The sequence below is a fragment of the Bacillus sp. 22475 genome (assembly GCF_052044835.1).
Taxonomy (GTDB): Bacteria; Bacillota; Bacilli; order Bacillales; family Bacillaceae_G; genus Bacillus_A; species Bacillus_A cereus.
The window spans coordinates 1-26,445 of record NZ_JBQENW010000019.1 but is presented as its reverse complement, the minus strand read 5'-3'; the positions used below and the strand labels follow the sequence as shown (position 1 = coordinate 26,445).

The window sequence follows — 26,445 nt, the reverse complement described above, 5'->3', positions numbered from 1 at the left end:
ATCCCTTCTCTTATTCTAATTTATATACAACATCTTCTTGGCGCTTCATCTGGTGAAAAAGCTTATTACCCGCCGCTAACGGGCGGGATTAATGCGACTATATCTCCAGCCTTTATCATCTCTTCATTCATTACAAACTCCTCATTAACAGCCACCATCACTTTATCCAGCGATTGTAAACAATAGCTGACTTTGAGCCATTCTTTTAATTGCTGCACTGTCATTTCTTGCTTTTCTGAAATTACTAATCGATCCGATCCAACTTCCTCACGCAAATTTGCAAATAATAAAATTGTAATCATTTTCTCATTCTTCCTTCTTTGGTTTTCCTTCTGGATATGGTGTGTTTTCAAGTTGATCTCCAATCCACATCGTTCCATCTTCCCAAAATTCTTTTTTCCAAATTGGAACAATTCGTTTTATACGTTCAATCGCGTACTCATTCGCTTCATAAGCTACTTTACGATGCGGTGATGAAACTGCAATGACTACCGCAATATCCATTATTTCTAGCCGCCCTACACGGTGCGTAATTGCTACTTTTGCATCCGGCCATCTTTCACTAATCTCTTCACCAATTCTCATAAGTTGTTTTACTGCCATCGGTTTATATGCTTCATACTCTAAATGTAGCGTTCGTTTTCCTTTTGTTAATTCTCTCACCGTACCAATAAATGTTGTAATCGCACCTGCTTCCCTTCTTGCGACTTTATTCGTTACTTCTTCAACTAAAATCGGATTATCTACAATTTCAAATAGCGCTTGTCCCATTAGAAACACCTCTCACTTTATGAAATGTCCAAGGCCATTCACTACCTTCGTTATCTTCTAATAAAAGAACATCAACAAACATATCTTTTTTATATCCTCTTGTCCCGCCCGGCAATACGATAAACGCATTTGATTCTGCCAATGAAGAAACTGAGCTAGATTTATCAAACCCTGATGGATAAGCGATTAATTTCCCCTCATCATATTGCAATTTTGCTCGTACAAATCTTGTAAATGGATTCGGTTTTAGAAAATCTTCTCCTAATAACGCTTTTTCTCTTTTTAAATGTACTTTTTCACTAAACATATACGTCCGAATACACGGTCTTACGAATAATTCAAACCCTACGTAACAAGCTGATGGATTTCCTGATAAACCAAATAATAACTTGCCATTTAATTGTGCTACAGTCGTAACACTTCCTGGTCGCATTGCAACTTTATTAAAAAGAACAGATGCACCTAACTTTTCGTAAATAGCTGGTAAATAATCATAATCTCCTACTGATACACCGCCCGTTGTAATTAACATATCTACTTGGCCAAGCGCTTCTTTCACAGCTGTAAAACACGTATTAAAATCATCACTAAACTTCCCAAAATATTTTACTCTTCCGCCTGCTCTTCGAATTTGAGACAATATCATGTACGTATTACTGTTTCGGATTTTCCCTGGCTGTAATGAATCATTGACATCCAGTAATTCACTCCCAGTCGCTAACAGTCCAATTACAGGCTTTTTCGCAACTGGTACTTCACTATAACCGAATGTAGCAAGAAGAGCTGAAATACCTGGATTAATGTACGATCCTTTCTTTGCAAGAACTGTTCCTTTACGAGCATCTTCACCTTGAAAAGAAATATTGTCACCATTTTTGAATGATCGCTTCACTTCCATATAATTGTTGCCATTCTTCTCATATTGACGAGTCAGCTCTAACATAACAACCGCATCACACTCATTCGGAATTTGTGCTCCCGTCATAATTCGAACTGCTTGAAACGGACCTACTTTCTCATGGAATAGCGATCCTGCACCAATTTCACCCACTACTTCAAATACAATTGGCGTTTCATAACTTGCTAAATTAGTATCTTCTGCTCGAATAGCAAATCCGTCATACGGCGAACGATTAAATGACGGTACATCATGGTCAGCTACTAAATCCTCTGCTAATATACATCCATAAGCTAATTCAATTGGTAATAGCTCCTTTAAGCCTTTATCAGCAAATCCCATCACTTTACGAACAGCTTCTTCAACCGTAATTGGCACTCTTCTTTCCATTGTTGACACCCTCTCTATTAACCGAATACGCGATAATATAGTTGTTTCGCTTTCGAAATATCATTTGTACCATGAATAAAAACACGACCATCCCGAAAAACAACGATGCGGTAATCATCGAATTGGCAAGATAGTAAATACGGATTCCGATCTACTTTACCCAGTTTTTGTAATACTTTTTCTATATCATTAAAATTGTATTTCCTATTGTCTACTGTTCTAATTTGAACTGTATTTCTTCCGCATAAAACAGCTGCTTTCGTTTGATTTTCGTATGATAAATAAGGATAAGTTCGATTCAAACCGCATGAGAGACAAGCGTCTGTTTTTATTTTCCCTAATTTTATAAAATGATTTTGATTACTCCATATATCAAACATGAAAAATGTTTTTCTAATTGCTGAGAAATCTTCCACTAAAATTTTGAGTGCTTCTGCCACTTGATATGCTGCGACGATTTGAACAGTCGAGCTAATAATTCCAGCGGTATCACATGTCACACCTGTAACAGGAATATTTTTCAGCATACAACGTAAACACGGTGTCTCTTGCGGAATAATTGTATAACTCATACCATACGATCCAACGCAAGAACCATATACCCAAGGAATATTATGTTTTTGTGATAAATCATTTATTACAAATCGAATATCAAAATTATCTGTTGCATCAATGATTACATCTACATTTTTTAATAGACCTTCCATATTTTCTGGAGTTGCATCCATTACGAAAGCATGTATTTGTACTTCCGAATTAATTTGTTCTAACCGATTTTTTGCAGCAATTGCTTTCGGCATTTTCTCTCTCGCATCTTGTTCAGAGTACAATTGTTGCCTTTGTAAATTACTCCATTCAACGTAGTCACGATCAATAATCGTCAACTTGCCAACACCTGCACGTACGAAACTTTCGGCACTTGCACTTCCTAATGCGCCTGCCCCTACAATTAACACATGTTTATTTCGAATTTTTTCTTGTCCTTTACTCCCAATTGGTTTGAACAACTGTTGTCGTGAATACCGATCAGCCATTACATACCCTTCCTCTCAAGAACTCTATTTCATATCAGAATGTTGTTTCTGATAACAAGCAAAGTAAGCAAAACCAACAAACCCAGCTCCTCCAATTACATTTCCGATAAAAACAGGAACAAAATTTTTAGCCAAATCCATCCACGTTAGATGACCAGCAAAAATAACAGCGGAAATGACAAACATATTTGCTACTACTTGCTGAAATCCAATCACTACAAATGCCATAATTGGAATCCAAATTCCGATGATTTTTCCGACAAAATCACTCGTCCCGTAAGCGAGCCAAAGAGCAAGACAAACGAGCCAATTACAACCAATTGCTAAAATTAAAGTTCTTCCAAATGATTCATGTAACTTCCCTTCCGCTATCGCTACCGTTTTATTTAAATACTCTCCCTCTGTTAATCCGCCAAGATGTCCAAAGCAATACGCAACGAAAATTGCCCCAATAAAATTCATGAGAGTAATCCAAACCCAGTTATTCAGTACACTTATCAATGTAATTTTCTTTGCATAAAGCGCCATAGACAGTGACATCATATTTCCCGTAATTAATTCTCCTCCTGCTAATACTACGAGCATGAGTCCAACAGGAAATACTGCTCCTCCTAAAACATTCACTAGACTCCCCCAGCGCTCAGGTAAATTCCCTAAAACTCGAATGTTAAGTAAAAAACCTATCGCAATAAACGCTCCTCCTAAAAAACCGAGAATAAGCATCGCTGGCAATGTCTGTCTTACTTTTTGAACACCGGCCTCAATGACAAGCTCAGCAATTTGTTCCGGCTTATGAAATGCCATTACCCATTCCTCCATTTTCTCCAAATAAAAAAGCAGCTTCAAAAAACCTCCTCAAAATAAAGGTTTTTGAATGCTGCTTAATTTCTCTGCACATCTTTTACAGAGATATCAATCATCACTTTTACTATAAAATAGAAAATCCACAACTCTTGTAAATTTTCCATTTTTCACTATGACGCTAGCTTTATATATTAACCACCGATATGTGACATTTCAATTTTAGGTATTGTTTTCTTATTTGTATGATTTAAGCGTTCATCTGAATAACGATCTTCCCTATTATTCCATATATCGCGTACTACATCTGTAATGTCCTCATCTGTATGTTCAGAACGAAGCAATTCTCTTAAATCATTTCCTTTAGAAGCAAATAAGCAAGTATATAATTTTCCTTCTGCAGAAATACGAGCTCTCGTACATGATGAGCAAAAAGAATCTGTTACTGATGAAATAATACCTATTTCCTCATCGCTTCCTATATAACGATACCTAGTAGCCACTTCACCAGAATAATTTGCTTCTATCCGTTCTAACGGCATAACTTGATGAATCGTATCTACTATTTCTTGTTTAGAGACGACCTCTTTTAAATCCCAACCATTATAATTTCCAACATCCATATACTCAATAAAACGAAGAATATGCTTATTTTCCTTAAAATATTGCGCCATCTGCAAAATGTCCTGTTCGTTTTTTCCCTTTTGAACGACCATGTTTATTTTAATTTTCATTCCAACTTCAGCTGCAGCCTGTATTCCTTCCAGAACCCTTTGCACTTTGCTCCTATTACCATTTAAATAGAAAAACCGCTCTTCTTCTAAGGAATCTAAGCTAACTGTTACACGTGATAGTCCCGCCTTATATAAATCAGGAGCAAACTTTTTAAGTAACGATCCATTGGTTGTTAAACCGATATCTTCTACACCATCAATTTTATTAAGGCGCTCAATAAGCTTTGGAAGCCCTCTTCGAAGTAACGGTTCTCCGCCTGTAATCCGTAATTTTCTCACACCTAAAGAAACGAAAATACGTGTTATCCTTTCAATTTCATCAAAAGATAAAATTTTATCATTAGACAAAAACGAGTAATCAGGACCAAATATTTCTTCTGGCATACAATATCGGCAGCGAAAATTACAGCGATCAGTAACTGAAATGCGTAAATCCTTTAACGGACGTTGCAACTTGTCTAATGTAACTGATTTCATCTTCATTGCCTCACTTTTATTTTATATTTAAAACACGTTCTGGATGAGTATATACATTTAAGGAGTGATTACGAATAAATCCTATTGTCGTAATACCTAAATCTTCCGCTAGTTGCAAAGCTAACTCAGTTGGAGCTGATTTTGATAGTATAATTTCACAACCGATTTTTGCAACTTTCAATAATATTTCCGAAGAAATACGACCACTAAAAACAATGATTTTATCTTTTATAGAAATATCGTTTCTTAAACAATAACCGTAAATTTTGTCTAGTGCATTATGCCTACCAATATCCATTCGGCTTAAAATAATACCATTCACATCACATAAAGCTGCATTATGAACCCCACCAGTATGATGAAACGTATCCGCAGATTGCTGCATTTCTTTCATTAACCGAAAACAATCCTCTGCCGTAACCTGTACATGGACACCCTTCATTTTTTTTGCACTTAGTGCATCATTTGCAAAAACAAACCCTTGCCTACTCATACCACAACAAGACGTAATATAGCGTTTATTTTGCATTTGTTCATAATACGGATTTACTTTTGTCGTTGTTACATGCACAAAGCCTTCTTTCTCCTGCACCCATACACTATCAATATCTTCATACTTCCGAATGATTCCTTCAGACGCTAAGAAGCCTATTACCATATCTTCTATATATTCTGGAGTACTAACCATTGTAACAAACTCCTGTCCGTTCATTTTAATGGTGACAGGAAACTCTGTTACAATGCTGTCCTCTATATGTTTAAATGCTCCTTGTTCATAACGAAAGATTTCTCTTTCTACCTGTATCGGTTTCACGATCAGTATCCTTCTCTCACGTTATATTTTTATCAAAAACAAATACAGAAACTGCAATATCTTCTTCTACTTTCATATCTGAAAACAAATTCACTAATTTTGCTCCAACAAGTTCCTCCAAATGTTCACGGGAATTCGCAGCATACACCTCTTGAATCATTTTCGTTCTAGCCATATGAACCATTTCCGCACCGTCCATCGTACTTGAAATAAATTTTTCAGTAGGTGTTAAATTTCCATAAAGAGTCGCTATAGCCATATTTTCTGCAAAAACAGTATGAATTCGTTCTGGTCCTTTTCCGAAAAGTTCCTTTCGAAGTTTTCGTATCATATCATTAAATTCATGTACTTTTTTTGACATACAATTATACCTCCCAAAAGCCTCATTTTACTTTATTATATATTTTACCAAAATGAGCCTTCCGCCCAAACTATTTCCTACAAATATTTGGGCGGAAAGGTTCACTTCATGAAGTTTATTCGTCTTTTAACCCTTTCCCCATTCCTTTTAAGAAATGAAGCCCAAACCCGATAGCACGGTTAATATCTGGGTCTTTCAATACTTTCATAAGATCGAATACCCCTACTTTTTTATTACTTTCTAGATGTTCATTACCTTCTTCTAGCCCGACTAATAAACTACCTATAAGCTTTTTCGTAAGTTCTGGGTCAAGTTCAGTTAACGCACCTGCAGCGCCCATCATATTATTAATTAAATTTGTAACAGGCTCACGAGTTACTTGACCTAGAACAATCTTCGCAATTGGTTCTTTCGCTTTTAGCATAGAATTTGCAGCTTCTAGCATTCCAATGTCATTTAATTCCCCTACTATATTAAACATCTGATTTAGAGCTTCTTCATTATTAGTTAGAATCTCTTTTAAATCATCTAATTTTTGCTGTTTTATTTCTTCCTCAGTTAATTCTTGTTTTTGAATCATTTTTATAGGTGCAGCCATAGTTTTCTCCTCCTACTTATCCGTTAAATGCACATACCCTGGACGTGCCCACTTACGATGTACCTCAATTCCAGCTTGAGGGTGACGTTTTTTATTGCGTGGGTTCGCTTTTGGCATCGGATTTTCGCCATCAACTTCTAACACTTCCATACGCACTTTCGTTTGTTTATACGCAGGTGTATTCGTACGTACATCCACAGCAGGACCTGTTAAGAAATTAATTGCCGTTTCGTTATCTGTAGAGTTCATCGGTAAATATAACTCATTCGCTTTTACACGATCTGTAACGAGTGCACGTAATTTTAATGCTCCAAAAGGAGAGACAAGACGAACTAACGAACCTGTTTTTACGCCACGTTCTTTTGCAAGGTCTGGAGAGATTTCAACGAAAACACCAGGTACTTTCGTTTGAATACCTGTTGATTTATTTGTCATATTCCCTTCATGGAAATGCTCAAGCATACGACCGTTGTTAATGTGAAGGTCGAACTCAGCTGGAAATTCAGCTGGACGTACCCAGTCAGCAATCGCAAAACGAGCTTTTTTATCTGGGAAGTTAAATCCATCTTGGAACAGAAGTGGTGTATTTGTTCCATCAAAATTTCCCCAATGGAAACTGTTCCATCCTTCAAGCACTTCATAGTTCGCTTGCGAGAATAATGGTGATAAACTTGCCATTTCAGCAAAGATTTCACTTGGGTGGCTATAATTCCAGTTTGCCCCTAGTTTATTCGCAACCTCCTGGACGATCCACCAGTCTGGTTTCGCATCTCCTAGCGTAGGAAGAACTTGATATAATCTTTGGACACGGCGCTCTGTATTTGTGAAAGTACCTTCTTTCTCAAGAGATGGCGCTGCTGGTAATACAACATCTGCATATTGAGCAGTTTTAGAAAGGAAAACATCTTGCACAACGAAGAAATCAAGGCTCGACAACACTTCATGTACATGATTTGCATTAGAATCTACAAGAGCCATATCTTCTCCGACAAGATACATTGCTTTCATTTTTCCTTCGTCAATTGCGTGAAGCATTTCAATATTATTAAGACCTGGTTCACTATCAATTTTCACTCCGTAAGCAGTTTCAAATTTCGCACGTTCCATTTCGTTAGTAACGTGCTGATATCCTGGAAGCCATCCTGGTAAAGTACCCATATCACAAGCACCTTGTACGTTATTGTGACCTCGAAGTGGGTATGCACCTGCTCCTGGACGACGATAGTTCCCTGTTGCAAGAAGTAAGTTTGAAATTGCAGCGGAAGTATCAGAACCACCTGTATTTTGCGTTACCCCCATACCCCAAAGGATACATGTACCATCTGCATCACGAATCATTTCAGCCATTTGAATAAGTGTTTCTTTTGAAATACCTGTTACTTCTTCTGCATATGCAAGTGTATATTCTTCTAGACTTTCTTTGAAATCTTCAAAGAAATTTACATTCTCATTAATAAATTCCTGATCATGCCAACCTCGATCAATCATATATTTTGTAACAGCCATTAACCAAACTTGATCTGTTCCTTGTTTTGGACTAATAAAGACATCTGATCGCTCTGCCATTTCTGTTTTACGAAGATCAGCTACAATTAACTTTTGTCCGTGTAATTTATGTGCACGTTTAATACGTGTAGCTAAAACAGGATGACCTTCTGTCGGATTACATCCTACAATAATAACAAGACCAGATTGCGCAATATCTTTAATCGTCCCTGCATCACCGCCCATACCAATTGTACGGAACAAACCATCCGTTGCTGGTGATTGGCAATAACGTGAGCAGTTATCAATATTATTCGTTCCAAATACTTGTCGAGCTAATTTTTGAATTACATAATTATCTTCATTTGTAATTTTAGAGGAAGAAATAAATCCGATAGAACCTTTACCGTACTCTTCTTTAATAGTACCTAATTTATTTGCAACTACATTCAGTGCTTCTTCCCATGTAGATTCAACAAACGTTCCATTTTTACGAATTAAAGGTTTTGTAATTCGTTCTTTAGAATTTACGAAATCCCAACCAAATTTCCCTTTTACACAAGTGGAAATTGCGTTAACTGGTGCATCTGAAGATGGCTGTACTTTAAGGATTTTACGCCCCTTCGTCCACACTTCAAATGAACAACCTACACCACAAAATGTACATACTGTTTTCGTTTTCTTCGTACGAGTATCACGCATGGCCGCTTCCACTTCTGATACCGCAAAAATACCGCTATATCCAGGCTCAACTTCTTTAATTAAATCTACCATCGGTTCAAGGATATCTGGTTTTAATCCCGTCATAAATCCAGCTTCACCGAGCATCGTTTTCTCCATTAAAGCGTTACAAGGGCAAATCGTTACACATTGACCACAGCTAACGCATGAAGAATCATTAATATTTACTCCTTCATCCCAAATAACTCGTGGGCGTTCCGCTTCCCAGTCTATCGATAACGTTTCATTTACTTGTAAGTTTTGACACACCTCAACGCATTGACCGCATGCAATACATTGATTAGGGTCATAGCGATAAAACGGATGCGTCATATCAACTTCACTTACATCTACTTTCGGTTCATAAGGATATTTTTGATGTTCAATTTCCATTAATTCTGCTGTATTATGCAGTTTACAGTTCCCATTGTTGTTGTCACATACTGTACAGTATAATAAATGATTTTCTAGTAACCGATCCATCGCCTCTGTTTGTGCTTCTTTTGCGCGAACAGAAGCACGCTCAACGTTCATACCTTCCGTTGCTATCGTCGAACAAGAACGCATTAACTTTCCGTCAACTTCTACAATACAAGTGTCACATGTTTGAATAGGATCTACTTCCGGCACGTAACAAATTTGCGGATGTTCAATCCCGTTCTCATTAATAACACCCAATATCGTTGAACCAGGCTCCGCTGTATACTTTTTTCCGTCAATTGTAATATGAACCATGTTGTCATTCATGGTCTTTCCCCCTTTTTGAGAATAAAAAAACTCCACCACGAAAATATACGCACCACATTTTGGGCACGCTATCATCATGGTGGAGTAGTTTATTAGCACATCTTGCTAAAATACCAATCCATTTATTCATAAATAAAACGATAGATTCATAACAGGTCATATCACGATTCCATCTTTAACACTATAATTATAGCGTTAAATGTACAAATATACAATATAAATTTTAAACTGCGCATATGTCTGTATGTAACTATCCATAATAACCCATATAAAGTTCAACGAGGAATAAGGTGAATATATGGGATCTTTTCGAAAATGGATAAGGGGCGAAAAATCTTTCTCTACACATGAGCAATCTGAAACTGTATTAAATAAAGAAATTTCTTCCTCCATGCCGCTTAATCTTAAACACTTATCCAAATTATTTAGTGGTATTCCAGAATTAATTACACGCACTTTCCCGTTAAAAAACGGACAAGAAGCTGCTCTTATATATATGGAAGGACTTGTAGATAAAACTGTTATTAATGTAGATATTCTTCGTCCTCTCTTATTTAAAGAATGGAATGAAGACGATTTTTGGGAATCTTCTATTTCTATAGGGAATATTAAAAAAGTTCAGAAGTGGATAGACATTGAGCAATCTCTCTTACATGGCAAAAGTATTTTATTTATAAACGGGCAATTATCAGCTTTAGAACTAGATACACAGGCGGCGCCAAAAAGGAGTATTGAAGAACCTACAACAGAGACTTCCATAAAAAGCTCACACGAAGGATTTAATGAAGTGGCAAGTGATAGTATCGCACTTATTCGTCGCTATATTCCAAATCGCGAATTAAAAGTGAAGGAATTCACTGTTGGAGAACGAGCAACATCTAAAGTTTTTTACTTTATCTTGCAGATGTTGCAAACGAAGATGTTGTACAAGATATGGCATGCCGCATTGAATCAATCAAAGTAGATGCTATTCTTACTACCGGTGAATTAGAAGGATTTGTTGAAGATAATTCCTATACTCTCTTCCCACAATTGTCTATCACTGAACGTCCTGACACAACGGCACATCATATTTTGAATGGGCGAATTGCTGTTGTTGTAGATCGCTCACCAGGCGTATTAATAGGACCTATGACCTTTTCATCCTTCTTTCAGACGATAGATGATTACAGCTTCAGACCTATGATTCCATCTTTTATACGACTCCTTCGTTTCACTGGGCTATTTATTGCAATATTTGCTCCTGCTCTTTATATTGCTATGATTTCCTTCCATTATGAAGTGATTCCGCTCAAATTGTTGTTAACGATTGGAGAATCTCGAGCCAAAATTCCTTTTCCTCCCATATTAGAAGCTTTATTAATGGAATTAGTTCTCGAAATGCTCCGAGAAGCAGCGATTCGGCTTCCTGGGCCTGTTGGACAAACAATCGGCGTCGTAGGAGGAATTGTAATTGGACAAGCTGCGGTTCAAGCTGGGATTGTGAGTAACGTTATGGTTATCGTCGTATCAATTACTGCGGTTGCCTCCTTCATTATTCCTAACTTAGAAATGTCAGCAGGAATTCGGCTTCTTCGATTCCCAATGATGATAGCCGCCTCTTTATTTGGCGTCATTGGAATTATGGTTGGAATGGCAATCATTATCATCCATATTCTTTCTATGGAATCACTTGGTGTACCATATGGTAGTCCTTTTTCTCCGTCATATGCTTCGGATTTAAAAGATACCCTTATACGTTTCCCATGGAAAATTATGAAGAAACGGCCACTATCTCTACAATTAAAACAAGATAACCGGCAAAGAGATGTTGAAGAAAAGGAGGAGAATTAGTGACAAAACGTGCAAAGAGGGAGATCACTTTATTTCAATACATTTTAACTATTAGTGGTGTTCAAGTCGGATTCGGCGTACTTACACTTCCGCGTGAAGTTGCACAAGGAGCGAATACAGATGGCTGGATGTCTATTATTATCGGATGTGTCATTACTACTTTAGTCAGTCTATGTATTGTAAAAATCATGGAAAAACATCCAGGATATACTTTACTTGATGTGCTGATACGCTATCTTGGAAAATGGCTAGGAAGAGTAGTAATGATTTTTTGGATTTTATATGCTGTACTCGCAGCTGTTTCCTTAATTTTTTCCCTCTTATACGTTATTCATATTTGGATTTTACCTAGATCTCCTATGTCTTTAATTATGATTTTGCTATCTATTCCAATGCTTATGCTTGCATGTAAAGGAGCACTTATTATTAGTCGTTTTGCTGTTTTCACTGTCATCTTTACACTTTGGATGCCATTATTATTATTTATTCCTCTTAAAGATGGGCATTTTATATATCTTCTTCCTCTTATCAAGGAAGGATGGCTACCAATTATAAACACCGTAAAATCAACTATCATTGCGTTTCTCGGATTCGAGTTTGCGTTTGTCCTTTATCCTTATTTAACTAACAAAGCATCTGCAAAAAAAGGAATTGTTATTGCAAATTTGATTACGTTATTTATTTATCTTCAAATCACGTTCGTTTCTTTTATTTATTTTAGTCCAGATGGTATAACAAAGTTTTTATGGCCAACTCTTTCTCTTGTTACACCGTTTCACTTCTCATTTCTTGAGCGGTTTGAAATTATCTTTTTGTCATTTTATCTCTTTATTATTTTTGATTCCTGTATTCCTTATATTTTTACTGCTTCAGATGGTATTAATCAATTACTTAACAAAAAAGGCAGTTCATTACCTATTTATTTTTTATTATTCGGGTGTATTTTCATCTTATTCTTTTATATCCCTTCTTCTTATCAGATAAGTGCGTTGCGGGAATTTTGGGGAACTGCTAGTTATTTTATCGTTTTTCTATTCCCAGTTGTATTTCTCTTATACATGACACTTTATCAGCATTGGAAAAGGAGAAAAGTTTAAATGAGACGCTTTATTCATTTTATTATATTTTGTTTTCTCATAATTTTTTTAGTAGGCTGTGAAGATCGGCTTGATTTAGAAAAACAATCCATCTCATTAATTTACGGTTTTGACGCAAAAGCAAAAGGAAAATTAATTGTGTATCACGTAAATCCTATTTTCAATGAAGATGTAGAGAAAAAGTACGAAATTCATGAAGCGAAAGTACATACACCCCGAGAAGCAAAAGATACGTTTAACAGTTCAAGCAGCGGTTTAGTGTCCACAGAAAAGTTACAGCTTATATTGTTTAGCACGAATTTTTTAAAACAAGAAGGAGCTATGCCTTATCTGGATGTTTGGTATCGCGACCCTAAAAATACAGGGAATATGCGCATGGTTGCAGTAGATGGACCCATTTCTTCTGTTATATATAATAATTTCAAAGATAAGCCTGCTCTTCCTGAATATTTAACAGATTTAATTAATACGAACAAACTATACAATCGGACCGTGTTTACGACATTCCATGAATTTCATAGACAAACTTTTAATAAAGGCATAACTCCTGCTATTTCAGAAATAAAAAAAGGGAAGAAAGATGTTATTGTTACCGGTTCGGCACTATTAACCTCTCGTGGAACTTATAAGATGTCTTTAAATCGCTATGAAAGCGCCCTTCTTCTTATGGTGCAAAAGAAAGCTAATATACCCGTTTCACTTACAATGAAAATCCCCTCTAATTTAGTTGAAAGTAATAGCCATCTAAAAGATACAAAAGGCGACGATTTTATAACAATAAATGTTCTTAGTATGAATCATGATATCGGTACAGACTATAGCGATAACCGCTTCAAATTTAATATTAAAATGGATTTAAAAATTGCCGTATCTGAACTTACATTCAACATGGATATAGATAATGATAGAAAAAAATTAACTTCTCTTATTACAAAACAACTAAACAATGATTTAAACGATTTAATCCACAAAATTCAAAAACAGCAACTTGATCCATTCGGATTTGGTGATTATGCGAGAGCATTTCAATATAAAGAATGGAAACAAGTTGAAGATGATTGGCCAAGTGCCTTTTCAAAAGCTAATGTGAAAGTGGCACCAACTATTAAAATTTTAGAAAATGGGATTATTAAATAGAAAAAACACGCTACTTGTTCTTATATGAATAAGTAGCGTGTTTTCATTTCCATTACAAGTATTATTTCAATGGACTATACTCTATTTCCATTTCTAACATTACTATGTTTTTTAGCATATACAAAATATATGAAAACGCCTATTATAATCCATGCCACAAAACTAATTAAAGTAAGCTTAGAAAGGTTCAAAGCCAAATATATACAACTTACTATTGAAACGATAGGTAAAAAAGGTACTAGAGGGGCACGGAATGGCCTCTTCATATCAGGATGTGTCTTTCTTAATACAATGACAGCTATAGATACAAACACAAACGCTGTTATCGTTCCCATATTCACTAAATTAGCTAATAAATTCAAATCCACTAATCCCGCTAATAAAGCTGCTAGTATACCTGTAACCCACGTATTAAAAAATGGAGTTTGTAAACGTTTATGGACACTTGAAAGTCTTTTTGGTAACAGTCCATCTCGACTCATCGAGTAAGATACACGAACAAATGCAAACATAGCTACTAACAGAACTGTTGTTAGCCCTGCTATCGCTCCCACCGATAACAACCCAGCAATTCTATCTTCTCCTACAGTGCGCAACGCATATGCAACCGGATCAGCAACATTTAATTCCGTAAACAGAACCATTCCAGTTAGCACGAATGAAACACCTACATATAGAACGGTACAAATGAACAAGGAAACAAGTAGCCCAATTGGCACGTTACGTTGTGGACGCTTCACTTCCTCTGCGGCTGTTGCAACTGCATCAAATCCTAAAAAAGCAAAAAATACAGTAGCAGCGCCCCCTACCACACCGTGAAAACCAAACGGTAGAAATGGTTGCCAATTCTCTGGTCTTACATATTGTGTCCCTACAACAATAAATCCTACAATAACAGCCAGTTTAATAATAACCATTATATTATTAATTCGTGCACTTTCTTTTGCACCACGGCTTAATAAAAATGTAACAACTAAAATAATAAGAACTGCTGGTAAATCAATGATTCCACCCTTCCCCATTCCTGGTGCCGAAGCAAAAACCGTAGGAATGTGAATATTAAAACCTAGTAGCAATGACTGAAAATATGCTGACCAGCCTGCTGCAACCGCAGAAGTCGCTAATAAATACTCCAGCATAACACACCAGCCAACTATAAATGCAAAAATCTCACCTAGTGTCATATATGTATATGAATATACACTTCCCGAAACTGGAACTGTAGATGCAAATTCAGCATAACAGAAAGCTACACATGCACATATAATTGCCGCTAATACAAAAGATAATACAATCGCCGGACCAGCATGTTTCGCTGCTACAATACCAGTTAATACGAAAATACCTGTACCAATAATTGCTCCAATACCTAAAAGAGTTAAATCAATCGCTCCTAAAGTTTGATTCAATACTTTTTTCTTTTCTTCATCCATTGCTTTCTTTATGAAAAGACTCATTCTTTGAAACCTCTTTTTCAAGTTTATCTCTTACTTGTTACATTCTTTATTACTGTTCTATTTTAAAAATAAAAATATACATAGTTCACTTCCCCTATAGACTTAGTAACTCGTCTCAATAAAAACAGAAAAATCAATCTCTTTATATCGTATTGAATTTTCAAAATATTAATCGTACCAAAAAACCATTAAGAATGCTGATTGAATTTATCATACAATTAATTATATTGTCAATAATAAATCACTCAAAAATAATCGGTTGATTATGTATCAAATGTTATTTTTATACATAATTATTTTCTCAAAAACATTGTTGTTTTCCACCTTAATATTCATATGCATTTTATTACATTGATTTTCATACAATTTTCATTACATACAATGTAATGAAAATCATAATAACCTCAAATGAATTATTATTCAAAAATAATAATTCATTTGAGGTTATTTCACCATTTTAATACTAACAAAAAAGTGCAGATTTTCATCTGCACTTTTTTTATTCTTCCACTTCAGCTTCTGCACTACTATTTTCAAGATGCTCCTTCTGAGCTTCCTCTTGCAGCTCCGCTGAAATCATCCCATAATAAAGTTCCGGATATAACCCAAATATTTGATATACACTTCCTAAAAACGGCATCAGAATCCCTCTTTTCTAAAGTTGTATTGCCACTTTTAAGGATTCCCTTTTCATTCACTATACATTCGTTTTTGGCGTTTCTTCTTCATCTTGAATACTTAATAAATTTTGCCATTTTTTATACGGAGCGCTATTTGGATCTACATATCCTTTCGCATGCGAGCGATCCCACAATTGTTTAATAAACATTTCTTTCTCTTTCTTTGCAACCATATCAGCACCTGTACCGTAATAGTTCTGGAAATACAACTCGATTTCATCAAGGAATAGTCTTAATAATTCATCTGATGTTTCTTCTAACGTCGGATCATACTTCGCTTCACGGTCATACATTAAAATCATGTCTAAAAGATTGTGGACATGTTCTTTTCTAAGCCATCTTACATCTTGGGCTCCTAATACGAACGGATGTGTATATAAATGTCCACCTTGTATCATCGCCTTTTCTTGCTCTTCTTCAAATCGTGACAAAATGTTTTCATAAATAAACGGATTATGAAGCAATGCTCTGTGTAATTTATAACTTTCGCTTGAAATATTTTTCCCCATCGACTGAATTAAAAAGCTACGTCCCACACCGTTATATTGATACACAAACTGTCCATCAACAGCAACTAAACTAATCCAGCGATACATATATGCGTATAGTAATGCACGATTACATTTATCATAATCTAATTTTGTTTGAGTCGCATTCAAATCTGGCATAAAGGCTGGTAAGTGCCAATACTTATCTAAATGCGGCGTTAGACTAGATTTTTTACTATTTAATTTGTTTACGCGGCGATAATACGATTGGAAATAGTCACCTTTATCATTCATAAATCCGTTTGAAATATGTCCTGATGATAATTTAGGAAAATCTTGCAGCGATAAACCATAATGTGCTCGATAACAGATCACTTCAAATGGCGAAAAGGCTTCGTGTACTGTATCTTTTTCTTTAAACATTTCTTGAATTAATTCCTCTTGTAGCTCTTTCTTTAAAGAAGGATGTATACCCCAATATTGTAATTCCCTATGATGAGCAACTTTCGGAACGAATGGACTCGCTAAATGGAACAGGTCTTCAATTTTTTCACGAACGTATTCATCGCGATCACGTTTCTTATAATCTGCTTCTTTTCGCAACGCTTCAATAATATTCAATTCTAATTTATCACGATAGCGTACTTGCAGTTCGTCATAACAATAGCTCAGTATATGTTCGCGATAGAAATCCTCTACCTTTTTCGACTGAATCTCTTCTGTTTTCGCATCACGACAATATTCCCCATACAAACTCATATAAATTTCCGCTGATATATCTTTCGGTAGTACACCTAAATTTAAATGTTGCTGCATATCTTGCCATATCTTTTCTTGCAGCTGTTCCTCAGCTAATACATATACATTCGTCGGGTTTGTTTTCCCTTCAAATTCCTTACTGCGCTTTTGAATTTCAAACAATAAATTCTCACGTGTTTCATGTAAATTATCAAAAAACCTTTCCCAATATTGAATCATTTTATTAACTGCTTGATATAGCGATTGATACACAAGTTCTAATAGCATTTCTTTTCGATATTCATTTAATTTGTGTACATATTGCGTTACGATGTCTTCAAATTCTCTTTTGAATAAACGTTGCTGATTATTAATCATTTTTCCGAACCAGCCTTGTTGTTGAGCAATTTCAACTCGGCGTACAGCCGTTACCGTTCCATCGATATTACCCACATTAAATTTTTTATCGTAGTTTTGAATTACATTACGCTTTTGTTCATTATTTTCATGTAGTCGATTCATTTTTTCTACTAACTGCTTTCGAATTTCATATAACATAAAACGTGCTGCTACTGGGTGAACTGGATCTGTTTTCTTTAAAAACCATGTATTTAATTGATAGGACTGCCCTTCAGAACCACTTGGTGAAAAGCGGTCTGATTCAATCATGTCATATAAAAGTGTCGTTACATGTTCATGTACACGGCTCGGAATCGCATACGCATATAAACGAACCGCGTGATCCACTCTTGCTACTTCACCTTTCATTTGTTCCATCATTTTCAGTTTCGCAGCTGAAATTTTACACTCATGTTGCAGACGATTTAATTCCTCATCTTTTTGCACCGTGCGTTGTACATAACTTTCTACAGCTTCTAAAAACAGTTTTGATTTCGCAACTCCGAGCTTACCACCCTCTGCTCCTTCACGTGTTTCATTGTACATTTGTCTATAGAAAATATGAGCTTGCTCTGGACGCGTAGCAAGATGTTCCAAGTCCTCTAAATAACTTTTACCTCTCTCCGGCTTTTCACGCTGCATCCCTCGTTTTACATCTTGGTCATATCTTTGCTTCTTCTCTTGAAACAGTTGATCTAAATGAAGCCACGATTCATCTAAACCTTGCACAGCCCATTTTAAAGCACAATATTTTAACACATGCTCATACGGATAAATGAGTTTTGCCGTTCCTGCCCCGCAATATCGCCCTTTTCCGCTTGATTCTGCTAATTGCTGAATTTGATTGTCTTCTTGCGCAAAATGACTTGTGGACATCGGGCTAAATAACTGTAAATAAATTGTATTTGCCATCTGTTCCATATAATCTGATAAATTGTGTAAATGGTGTCCATGTAGGTTTTCATAATCGTATAAGAAACAATAATTGTACGGTAAATGATGTTGTTTAATTGTATGATTCGTTCTTCCGTCTTCATCTACTTGATCAGGGCGATACTCTAATTCAATTGTTACACCGCCGCGTTTTGATAACTCTCCAGTAGAACCGAGCGTAATAGCATGTAATTCTTTTAACGATGCATAGCCGTTTGCTTGCACCGTTTCAAACTCTTTCGCACTAACTGTTCTCGTCTTTACTAAAACATCCGGCATTAAAAACGCACCGCGTATTAAAATGTTATGATGCTGCAATTTCTTCCGAAGCATTTCACGTAAATATAATGCAATTTGTAGAAACATCCCCGAACCCGTTCCGCCTGCTAGTGATGTTACTATAATGACACGCACACCATATTCCGTTTGATCACTTGTAACCGGAAAAATTTTCTCGATTTCTTGCCAAAAAGACGTCAATTTATCTTCTTTCATCGCAGCACGTAACGCTAAACGTGAAATGACGCGTAACTGTCCTGCTCCTTCTGTTAAGGGCTTATCAAGTATAGTCGGATCCATCGGAAACCACTCTGGGATTGTTGGATCTCCCGCAATATACTCCCTAGGCGTTTTACTAGAACTTGTTTGTGTCTTAAACTTTCGAATATGATCAAATTTACTTAATGTATTCACATCTGTATCAAATACGTGCATTGCTACCTTTTTTCGGCGCTCTTCAGGCAGTTTTTCATATATTTGATGCGTCACAGTACTACCGATTCCACCTAATCCAATTAATATCGTTGGAACTTGTAATGTCATGTGAACCACCTTCCTATTCTTGCTTGTTTAAAAAGAAAGGGAAAGAAAGCTAAGACTTCCCTCTTATCCCTATCTACTATTCACATTCATATTTGTAAATCTCCTTACCATATCCTCTATCAATTAGTAAAAGTTCATTTGGATATAGTGTCTTATGTTCTATTCCTACTTCATCCTCTGTTATAAACATTCCATCAATAATCATTCCAACTACTTGTGATTCTTTCGCTACAAAGACAGATTTCGAACCTTTCTTCGCTATAAATGTAACGGATTGCACAGTTTTTCTTTCTGCTCTAAATGGGATACCAAAATAATGGTTCCACCATTTATTTCGAAGTAATTCTGGTTCAGATTGATATAGCCAATCTTTTGCTACCTCTTGATCCCATTCGTAATACAGTAGTGCTTTCCGGTGAAATCTCGGCCTAACAATCCACCCTAAAACAATGATTCCTACTACTAACAGTAATAAAGTGATAGGAATGACAAATTTAAAAATGAGCGCATATTTTTCATAAAACGGAGCATCTTGAATATGGAATTTTATGTTTTTCTTTACTTCTTGTAACTTTGAATCCTGCATTGCGATGGTAGCTTCTACGGTGCCGGTATCTGTAAAATTGAATGTGTCGGAGTAATAGGGACGAGGATAAACATAGATTTGATTTCCATGTTGCTTTATTTCATAGTTGATTGATTGTTTAGATGTGACATCAGTAGATTTTACTAGTTTTTTTACAGCTTCTTCTGTCATCGGCTTACCATCTAACTGCGGTTGTAAAATAAATGGTTTACTACTCTCTAAATTTGTTACTTTTTCTTCATAATCTTTTGTAACAGTTTGAAGTGATAATTTCGGTTTTTCAGTTGCTTCAATTTTAAATTCTTTCGTCTGTCTATAAAACCCCTTTATATTCATATGAACTTTCCCGCGTACTAACCCTTTACCAAGCTTAGTTTCGTAATAAAACACATGCCTCTTATCGTCCCACTTCATCGGATATTGTTTTCCGTCAATTTCTACTTCTGCCTGAAAGTAAGAAGATTGAACAGGCAACTCAGTAGGCTTTGCTTCAATAACAGCAGTAGCCCCTTCGTACATTTTTTCAACATTCTTTTGACTATCATCATCTTTATCATAAGTAGAAACGGTATAGTTAAGCGCCGGTTCAACAAGTACTTGTAATCCTTCTTTTTCAATGTCCTGGTCCACTTCTATCGTATACGTTCCTGGCTTAATGACTTCCTGATTTTCCGTACTTATATGAACTATATTTCCGAACAATTTCGCTTCTCCTGGTGCATGTATGGAAAAAGAAGATTGTAATTGTAATGGTTTAGAAATTTGTGTGACCTGATAATCGGGCAGAGAAGGCGATTGTCGTACAAGCGTCATACGCTTTAACGGAAATGGTGTTGTAATCTCTACTTTTTTCCCTACTACTTTCGTTTTTACAATCGATTCAACAGAGGAGAATGGATCACGATTTGCAACTAATGCTGCCACTTGATTTACACTTTTTACAATACCATCTTCTCCGCTTGACGGCATCGTAACACCATTTATCTCTTTCTTCCATATTTCTTTGAACGTATTTAGTTGTTCTTTTTCTTGTTGGCCTAAATCTTCTTCCATCGTAATTAAGACTGGATGTAACGATATTTTTTTTGCATCCATTTCTTTCTTAAACTGGGCTAATTTCTGTGTAATTTGTTCTTTTCCGCCAACCTTATCTTTCTCTAAATCATTAAATGCCCCGTCAGTTAATACAATAAGCCAAAATTCACGTTTTCCATCTATATCTGCTTCCTTTTTTATAGATTGCATCGCCGTTTCTACCGCGCTAAACGGAGTATTTAAATACGTTTTCCACGCTCCAATTCCCTCAATTTCCGTTTGCCTTTTATCCTTCGTTAACGAAATATTTAACGGATCATTTGGCTTACTCATTGGAACGTAAGAAAATTTATCTTTTGCATCTAATAGCGCAACTAAACTTTGCAAAGCGTAATTGGCATATTTCCAGCGATCGTTATTTCTCATGCTGCCCGAATCATCATATACAAGTGAAACGACCCTTTCCTTTGCCTCCTCTCCTTTTGCAAATGTCCAAAAAGGATGTAACCATATAAATAGAAACAACATGAATGTGGCACAAATTCGAATTTTCATGATGAGGCTTCGCCACCTTTGTAGACAAATTCCTATGTTTAAATTTATGAGAGGAAACAAGATATATGACTTGTATTTTAGGACAACTAACATAGCATAACTTTATTATGTAAACAGTTATATAAACTGAATATTATTCCTTCTAGCGTTTTCTATCCAATAATATAAGTAAAAAAGCCCGTTTAAGCTCTACACTTAAAACAGACTTTTCCTACTTTTCATATTGAAAACATATATCAAAAAGTTTGATTTTGAATTAACACATCACTTCAATTGTAAATCCACCAGGTGCTTCAACATAAAACGTATACGCATGTGCATGCTTAGGAGGTTTGACCAAAAAGCCATCCTCCTTCAATCTTTGATTTATCTTATCTACTTGTTCTTCATTTTCTTGAGGAAACCCTACATGAAATGTTTGTGGATAATGTACGTCTTTCCCTTTCATTAATGTCAATATAAACCCATCATTATCACGCAAAACTGCAAAGCCATTTCCCCTTGTTCCGCTACAAGTTAAACCAAAATATTTTTCTAAAAACTCTCTAGCAGCTACTACATCTGAAACTGTTAAATTAAGATGTTTAATTTTCAAACCGCTACCTTCTTTCTTAATTTTCTAACATTTTATCATAAAAATAAAAAACACGCCTTTCACAGCGTGTTTCATTGCTTCACATACACTTCAACAATCGGATTATCTTTATTATCCGCATGCAAGCGTAAATTCTCTTCACTTGTACTATAAATACTAGCTAATAACATAATCGTTAGCACATTAGGAGTTTTTGCATCGCTTCCGTATTTTCTTTCAAGTGCTTCCTTATATTCAAACTCCAAATCCCCCTGCACATATGTATACACCTCAAAGCCATCTTCTAAATTGCAAACTACTGTATCAATTATATCTGCCCCTACTTGCTTCTTCATTTCCTCTCGCAATGCTTCAATAAATTCTTCCCACGGTACTTCGTATGTCTGAAACTGATCTGTAGATTTCATGCCTTTTTCCTCCTTATATATCCTCTTCCTATATTTCCCCTTTCCTATAACAATTATGATAGATAGGGCATTCGTACAAGCCGCACTTGTCCCCTTTACATATCGTATTACTGTAATGGAGAAGGAGGAAAGAACATGCATAGACAAAAATGTTACGATACGTGCCAACGTTATTTCGGTAAAGTCGTTCGAATTGAAGATCGTGATGGTCGCATTCATTTAGGTAAAATAATTGATGTGACAAAAAGCTCTGTATGGATTGAACCAGTGCAACAGCGCTCATCTTTTGATACAGGATTCGGATACTATGACGCATACGCAAACGGTGGTTGCGATCTTTGCGGCGGCCTTAGTAGATGTGACAGATGTGGATTCGGTTGTGGTGGTGGATTCAGTGACTGCGGTTGTGGCGGTCGTGGTTGCGGTAATTGTGGTAGCGGTAATTGTGGTGGCGGCGGCTGGGGTGGCGGTTGTGGCTGGGGCGTTGAACTCGGATTCGGTTTTATATTCGGTATCACTTTAGCTGCACTATTCTTCATTTAACATAGTAAAGAGTTGGCTACCTTTAGCCAACTCTTTTTCTTTACTTTTCACATATAAATATACGATGCCCTAAAACGTGTTGATACATAAGCCGTACATTTTCATGCTGTACCCATGCCTCATATAAATCATTTGGAATATATGATGATACATTCCATTCTGGTTCTTCTATATAGCTAGAGACCGTTTCTGCAATTGTACCACCGCCAGCAATTGTAACCCTTTTAAAATTCGCTTTCTTAAATAATTGTACCCACTCATTCTCAGTTAGTAGTTCTTTCATACCATATAATTGGGCAATTTTTTCTTCCTCGCCCTTCCCAATATGTCTATCAATAATCATTTCAATGACAACTAGCATGCCATCCTGCTGTAGTACACGATAACACTCCGAAATTACCCTTTCTTTATCTGTAAAAGCGAGTATCGATTCTCCAAGTACAAACTCAAATGAGTCATTCAAACACGGTAATTGCTCTACGTCACCTTGAATCAATTGTATATTCAACCCTTCAAACAACCATCTAGCTTTTGCCTTTTGAACCATAATTTCATTCTTTTCAACCGTTGTTACTTTATAACCAAATTCCCTTGCCATATACGCCGCTGTTTTCCCTGTGCCGCAACCTATCTCAAGAACATTCGCTCCCTGTCTAAGAGGCAGCTGCGCTAGCAATTGTTTTGTTAACGTAAAACCACCCGGATGAGCACTTCCTATTCCGTAATAAGCTAGGAAATCGATGTATGTGTTTCGTTTCATGGGATTCTCCTTCAAGTTTTCTATAATACATATATTCATCCAGAAAAAAATCGTGCACAGAAAAAAAGCATTTTCAAGTGCGATACCGCAACTTGAAAATGCTCTTCTCTTTTTTATTTCTCTTCTACATACGCCCATTTGAAACTATATTCCGGACTAATATTATGTTTCACAATTCCCTTTACATTTGGTTTCATAACATAGGATCTACCACTTTGATATAAAGGTACAAGTGCTACATCTTCTTCAAGTAACAATTTTTCTGCTTTCCCTAACTCTGTCCAACGTTTTTTTGCATCAGCCATCCATTCCGTCTTACTTTTATTAATAATGTCATCATATTTTGAATTTGAATAGCTCATCTGGTTCTGCGAATTTTTCGTTTCAAACATATCAAGATATGTCATTGGATCCGCATAATCTGGATTCCAGCCGCCATATGAGAAATCATAATCTTGGTCTGATTCTAATTTTAGTTTTTGCTTAAATGGCTGAAGTTTAATATTTACTGTTACACCTTTTAAATTCTTTTCAATTTGATCTTTTACGTACTCTCCAACCTTTTTCGCATTACCTGTATCATAATTTAATAACTCAATTGTCACTTGATCTTTTCCAAGTTCTTTTTTCGCTTCTTCCCAAGCTGTTGCTGCCTTTTTAGAGTCTTGTTTTAAACCATTCTTGAATGATTCTGCGAAATCTTTACCGTCTGGACCACTTGCTAAACCTTTTGGTACTAAGTAATCCACTGGTTTTGAACCGTCATTTAGAATTACACTCGTTAAACCTTTCTTATCAATTGATAACGCAATTGCTTCACGTAATTTTTTGCTCTTTAACGGTGTATCTTGCCCACCTCGTTTTTGATTTAAACGTAAGTAAAACGTACTTGTTTCTGAATATGCTCCAAACTCCTCTTTATTGTTTCTATATTTATCAACAAATTCTCCTGATAAAAGTGCGAAATCAATTGCACCTGTATCATATAAATTTACTCTAGTAGCCCCTTCTTTTACTACACTATAATTAATTTCATCCAGTTTCACTGTCTTTTTATCCCAATACTGATCATTTTTCTTTAATTTCCAACCTTGCTCATGTTTCCAATCGGTAAGCACAAACGGTCCATTATAAACTGTCGTATCAGACTCTAAACCGTATTTAGCTCCTTTTTCTTTTACGAATTTTTCATTTAATGGATAGTAAGACGCGAATGCCATTAAATTCAAGAAATACGGTACTGGTCTTTCTAGTTCAACTTCAAGTGTATAATCATCTACCGCTTTTACACCTAATGTAGAAACTTCTGCTTTCCCTTGATTTATTGCCTCTGCATTTTTAAGATAGTATGCAATAAACGCATACTCCGCAGCTGTTTTTGGATCTACTAAACGTTGCCATGCAAATACGAAATCTTTCGCTGTTACAGGGTCACCGTTTGACCATTTTGCATCTTTCCTTAATTTGAATGTATATTTTTTGCCATCCTCGCTTTTCGTACTAGATTCTGCCGCAGCTGGAATTGGCTTATTATCTTTATCTAAACGATATAACCCTTCCATCGTGTTTCCTAAAATTTGAGAACCTAACGTATCTGTATTTTTCGAAGTATCCATCGTCGGAATTTCATTCGTTTCTGTACGATTCATTACTTGCTTTGCCGCATATTTAATATCGGATTTCTTCTCTTCCCCACCACTATTAGACGTCGTAGTCGTTTTCTTCTCCCCACCAGAAGATCCAGAACATGCTGTTAACGCCACACTCATTGCTAATACTGGTGCTACAACTGCCGTAAACTTTTTCATCTTTTTCTTCATTTTTGTACCCTCCCCAATTATATGTACGAAACTAACTTTGAGAGACTTTCTTTTGAATTATTTTTAGAAAATTCTTACTAATTATTATTCTACTAATTTCTTTTGATTTGTAAAGTGTTTTTATGAATATTCTGAATAATTAATTTAAAAACCTTAATAACTATTCTATTACTACTATACGAATTCTCCCACATCTACTATATGTAAGTACCACTTTTCTTATTCTTCTCTATTTATTTAAATTTAATTGAATAGGAAAAGTGAACTGCACCCCAATTGTTAGACACAGTCTAACAATTGGAGGTGCAGTTTTTCTATGGCTAAATTTACAGCTGATGAAAAAATACAAATCGTTCTACGTTATTTGAACGGAAATGAAAGTTATCGAGAAATGGGTAGATCGCTCGGTATAAGTGACACAATCATTTTGAATTGGGTAAACCAATATAAACAGAATGGTCTGGAAGCTTTTCTAAAACGATGTACAAATTACACACAACAATTTAAACTAGACATACTAAACTTTATGATTGAAAACGGTATGTCCTTATTTGAGACAGCAGCTATCTTTAATATTCCTGCCCCTTCAACGATTTCTGTTTGGAAAAAACAGCTCGAAACACAAGGAATTGATGCCCTTCAATCTAAGAAAAAGGGGCGTCCATCCATGAAAAAAGATTCAAATAAACAATTAAAACAACCTTTAGCTGAAGGGTCAGTCGAAGCACTT

General features: G+C 35.9%; 22 protein-coding genes and 1 pseudogene. 5 read left to right on the top strand and 18 right to left on the bottom strand.

The window, feature by feature from the left end; all coding sequences use genetic code 11:
• Positions 1-65: 65 nt before the first annotated feature.
• From moaD to fdhF, 10 genes are all read right to left on the bottom strand, one after another.
• Positions 66-302 (bottom strand): molybdopterin converting factor subunit 1, encoded by a 237-nt coding sequence (gene moaD / locus ACTJJY_RS23165; RefSeq protein WP_000628502.1) that lies wholly within the window; start codon positions 300-302, stop codon positions 66-68.
• Positions 303-306: 4 nt separating this feature from the next.
• Positions 307-771 carry a molybdopterin synthase catalytic subunit MoaE gene (gene moaE, locus ACTJJY_RS23160; RefSeq protein WP_065229179.1) on the bottom strand — a complete coding sequence of 155 codons (465 nt, stop codon included), beginning with the start codon at positions 769-771 and terminating at the stop codon, positions 307-309.
• The gene (locus ACTJJY_RS23155; protein WP_440606658.1) at positions 752-2,059 is read right to left on the bottom strand and encodes a molybdopterin molybdotransferase MoeA; all 1,308 of its coding nucleotides are present in this window, start codon (positions 2,057-2,059) and stop codon (positions 752-754) included. Before ACTJJY_RS23155 ends, moaE begins: the two co-directional genes overlap by 20 nt.
• A 17-nt stretch (positions 2,060-2,076) precedes the next feature.
• Positions 2,077-3,093: a molybdopterin-synthase adenylyltransferase MoeB gene (locus ACTJJY_RS23150; RefSeq protein WP_440606657.1), complete on the bottom strand. Its 1,017-nt coding sequence runs from the start codon at positions 3,091-3,093 to the stop codon at positions 2,077-2,079.
• A 24-nt stretch (positions 3,094-3,117) separates the two neighbouring features.
• Positions 3,118-3,897 (bottom strand): formate/nitrite transporter family protein, encoded by a 780-nt coding sequence (locus ACTJJY_RS23145; RefSeq protein ID WP_097961095.1) that lies wholly within the window; start codon positions 3,895-3,897, stop codon positions 3,118-3,120.
• Positions 3,898-4,088: 191 nt separating this feature from the next.
• Positions 4,089-5,105: a GTP 3',8-cyclase MoaA gene (moaA, locus tag ACTJJY_RS23140; RefSeq protein WP_000844124.1), complete on the bottom strand. Its 1,017-nt coding sequence runs from the start codon at positions 5,103-5,105 to the stop codon at positions 4,089-4,091.
• Positions 5,106-5,121: 16 nt separating this feature from the next.
• Entirely contained in the window at positions 5,122-5,919 is a 798-nt protein-coding gene (fdhD, locus tag ACTJJY_RS23135) for a formate dehydrogenase accessory sulfurtransferase FdhD (RefSeq protein ID WP_440606656.1), read from the bottom strand.
• A gap of 16 nt (positions 5,920-5,935) precedes the next feature.
• Positions 5,936-6,280, bottom strand: a complete 345-nt coding sequence (locus ACTJJY_RS23130) for a DUF2294 domain-containing protein (RefSeq protein WP_000039582.1) — start codon at positions 6,278-6,280, stop codon at positions 5,936-5,938.
• 115 nt (positions 6,281-6,395) lie between these two features.
• Positions 6,396-6,878, bottom strand: coding sequence for a DUF1641 domain-containing protein (locus tag ACTJJY_RS23125; RefSeq protein ID WP_214631878.1), 483 nt, complete (start codon positions 6,876-6,878; stop codon positions 6,396-6,398).
• A 12-nt stretch (positions 6,879-6,890) separates the two neighbouring features.
• Positions 6,891-9,830 (bottom strand): formate dehydrogenase subunit alpha, encoded by a 2,940-nt coding sequence (gene fdhF, locus ACTJJY_RS23120; protein ID WP_440606655.1) that lies wholly within the window; start codon positions 9,828-9,830, stop codon positions 6,891-6,893.
• 298 nt (positions 9,831-10,128) lie between these two features.
• On the opposite strand from fdhF, the pseudogene ACTJJY_RS23115 reads away from it, so the two are divergent.
• From ACTJJY_RS23115 to ACTJJY_RS23105, 3 genes and pseudogenes are all read left to right on the top strand, one after another.
• Positions 10,129-11,663, top strand: a pseudogene (locus ACTJJY_RS23115) (spore germination protein).
• Positions 11,663-12,760, top strand: a complete 1,098-nt coding sequence (locus ACTJJY_RS23110; RefSeq protein WP_078994453.1) for an endospore germination permease — start codon at positions 11,663-11,665, stop codon at positions 12,758-12,760. Before ACTJJY_RS23115 ends, ACTJJY_RS23110 begins: the two are co-directional and overlap by 1 nt.
• Positions 12,761-13,897 carry a Ger(x)C family spore germination protein gene (locus tag ACTJJY_RS23105; RefSeq protein ID WP_440606654.1) on the top strand — a complete coding sequence of 379 codons (1,137 nt, stop codon included), beginning with the start codon at positions 12,761-12,763 and terminating at the stop codon, positions 13,895-13,897.
• 74 nt (positions 13,898-13,971) lie between these two features.
• Here the strand turns inward: ACTJJY_RS23105 and ACTJJY_RS23100 are convergent, their stop codons facing one another.
• The 6 genes from ACTJJY_RS23100 to ACTJJY_RS23075 form a co-directional block, all read right to left on the bottom strand.
• The gene (locus ACTJJY_RS23100) at positions 13,972-15,354 is read right to left on the bottom strand and encodes an APC family permease (RefSeq protein ID WP_440606653.1); all 1,383 of its coding nucleotides are present in this window, start codon (positions 15,352-15,354) and stop codon (positions 13,972-13,974) included.
• Positions 15,355-15,853: 499 nt separating this feature from the next.
• Positions 15,854-15,994 carry a hypothetical protein gene (locus tag ACTJJY_RS23095; protein ID WP_001116193.1) on the bottom strand — a complete coding sequence of 47 codons (141 nt, stop codon included), beginning with the start codon at positions 15,992-15,994 and terminating at the stop codon, positions 15,854-15,856.
• A gap of 57 nt (positions 15,995-16,051) precedes the next feature.
• Positions 16,052-19,414, bottom strand: a complete 3,363-nt coding sequence (locus ACTJJY_RS23090) for a tubulin-like doman-containing protein (protein ID WP_074790210.1) — start codon at positions 19,412-19,414, stop codon at positions 16,052-16,054.
• A 76-nt stretch (positions 19,415-19,490) separates the two neighbouring features.
• Positions 19,491-21,590, bottom strand: coding sequence for a vWA domain-containing protein (locus tag ACTJJY_RS23085; protein ID WP_440606652.1), 2,100 nt, complete (start codon positions 21,588-21,590; stop codon positions 19,491-19,493).
• 256 nt (positions 21,591-21,846) lie between these two features.
• The gene (locus ACTJJY_RS23080; protein WP_440606651.1) at positions 21,847-22,185 is read right to left on the bottom strand and encodes a VOC family protein; all 339 of its coding nucleotides are present in this window, start codon (positions 22,183-22,185) and stop codon (positions 21,847-21,849) included.
• Between the two features lie 71 nt (positions 22,186-22,256).
• Complete coding sequence (locus ACTJJY_RS23075) at positions 22,257-22,592, bottom strand: hypothetical protein (RefSeq protein WP_440606650.1); 336 nt, start codon at positions 22,590-22,592, stop codon at positions 22,257-22,259.
• 135 nt (positions 22,593-22,727) lie between these two features.
• On the opposite strand from ACTJJY_RS23075, the gene ACTJJY_RS23070 reads away from it, so the two are divergent.
• A complete protein-coding gene (locus tag ACTJJY_RS23070; protein WP_440606649.1) occupies positions 22,728-23,135 on the top strand; it encodes a hypothetical protein in 408 nt (135 codons plus the stop codon).
• Between the two features lie 40 nt (positions 23,136-23,175).
• On the opposite strand, the gene ACTJJY_RS23065 is transcribed toward ACTJJY_RS23070, so the two are convergent.
• A complete protein-coding gene (locus ACTJJY_RS23065; RefSeq protein ID WP_440606648.1) occupies positions 23,176-23,895 on the bottom strand; it encodes a class I SAM-dependent methyltransferase in 720 nt (239 codons plus the stop codon).
• Between the two features lie 113 nt (positions 23,896-24,008).
• Positions 24,009-25,715, bottom strand: coding sequence for a peptide ABC transporter substrate-binding protein (locus ACTJJY_RS23060; RefSeq protein WP_213744145.1), 1,707 nt, complete (start codon positions 25,713-25,715; stop codon positions 24,009-24,011).
• Positions 25,716-26,031: 316 nt separating this feature from the next.
• On the opposite strand from ACTJJY_RS23060, the gene ACTJJY_RS23055 reads away from it, so the two are divergent.
• On the top strand, positions 26,032-26,445 hold a 414-nt coding region (locus ACTJJY_RS23055; protein ID WP_440605686.1), incomplete at its 3' end, for a transposase.

What these genes read in the sequence shown, in the direction of transcription:
- ACTJJY_RS23105 (WP_440606654.1), top strand. Translation starts at nt 12,761, where the DNA reads ATGAGACGCTTTATTCATTTTATTATATTTTGTTTTCTCATAATTTTT.
- ACTJJY_RS23125 (WP_214631878.1), bottom strand. Translation starts at nt 6,878, where the DNA reads ATGGCTGCACCTATAAAAATGATTCAAAAACAAGAATTAACTGAGGAA.
- ACTJJY_RS23070 (WP_440606649.1), top strand. Translation starts at nt 22,728, where the DNA reads ATGCATAGACAAAAATGTTACGATACGTGCCAACGTTATTTCGGTAAA.
- moaA (WP_000844124.1), bottom strand. Translation starts at nt 5,105, where the DNA reads ATGAAATCAGTTACATTAGACAAGTTGCAACGTCCGTTAAAGGATTTA.
- ACTJJY_RS23130 (WP_000039582.1), bottom strand. Translation starts at nt 6,280, where the DNA reads ATGTCAAAAAAAGTACATGAATTTAATGATATGATACGAAAACTTCGA.
- fdhF (WP_440606655.1), bottom strand. Translation starts at nt 9,830, where the DNA reads ATGAATGACAACATGGTTCATATTACAATTGACGGAAAAAAGTATACA.
- ACTJJY_RS23100 (WP_440606653.1), bottom strand. Translation starts at nt 15,354, where the DNA reads ATGAGTCTTTTCATAAAGAAAGCAATGGATGAAGAAAAGAAAAAAGTA.
- ACTJJY_RS23155 (WP_440606658.1), bottom strand. Translation starts at nt 2,059, where the DNA reads ATGGAAAGAAGAGTGCCAATTACGGTTGAAGAAGCTGTTCGTAAAGTG.
- ACTJJY_RS23085 (WP_440606652.1), bottom strand. Translation starts at nt 21,590, where the DNA reads ATGAAAATTCGAATTTGTGCCACATTCATGTTGTTTCTATTTATATGG.
- ACTJJY_RS23090 (WP_074790210.1), bottom strand. Translation starts at nt 19,414, where the DNA reads ATGACATTACAAGTTCCAACGATATTAATTGGATTAGGTGGAATCGGT.
- ACTJJY_RS23060 (WP_213744145.1), bottom strand. Translation starts at nt 25,715, where the DNA reads ATGAAGAAAAAGATGAAAAAGTTTACGGCAGTTGTAGCACCAGTATTA.
- moaE (WP_065229179.1), bottom strand. Translation starts at nt 771, where the DNA reads ATGGGACAAGCGCTATTTGAAATTGTAGATAATCCGATTTTAGTTGAA.
- ACTJJY_RS23145 (WP_097961095.1), bottom strand. Translation starts at nt 3,897, where the DNA reads ATGGCATTTCATAAGCCGGAACAAATTGCTGAGCTTGTCATTGAGGCC.
- ACTJJY_RS23065 (WP_440606648.1), bottom strand. Translation starts at nt 23,895, where the DNA reads ATGAAACGAAACACATACATCGATTTCCTAGCTTATTACGGAATAGGA.
- ACTJJY_RS23150 (WP_440606657.1), bottom strand. Translation starts at nt 3,093, where the DNA reads ATGGCTGATCGGTATTCACGACAACAGTTGTTCAAACCAATTGGGAGT.
- ACTJJY_RS23095 (WP_001116193.1), bottom strand. Translation starts at nt 15,994, where the DNA reads ATGCCGTTTTTAGGAAGTGTATATCAAATATTTGGGTTATATCCGGAA.
- moaD (WP_000628502.1), bottom strand. Translation starts at nt 302, where the DNA reads ATGATTACAATTTTATTATTTGCAAATTTGCGTGAGGAAGTTGGATCG.
- ACTJJY_RS23075 (WP_440606650.1), bottom strand. Translation starts at nt 22,592, where the DNA reads ATGAAATCTACAGATCAGTTTCAGACATACGAAGTACCGTGGGAAGAA.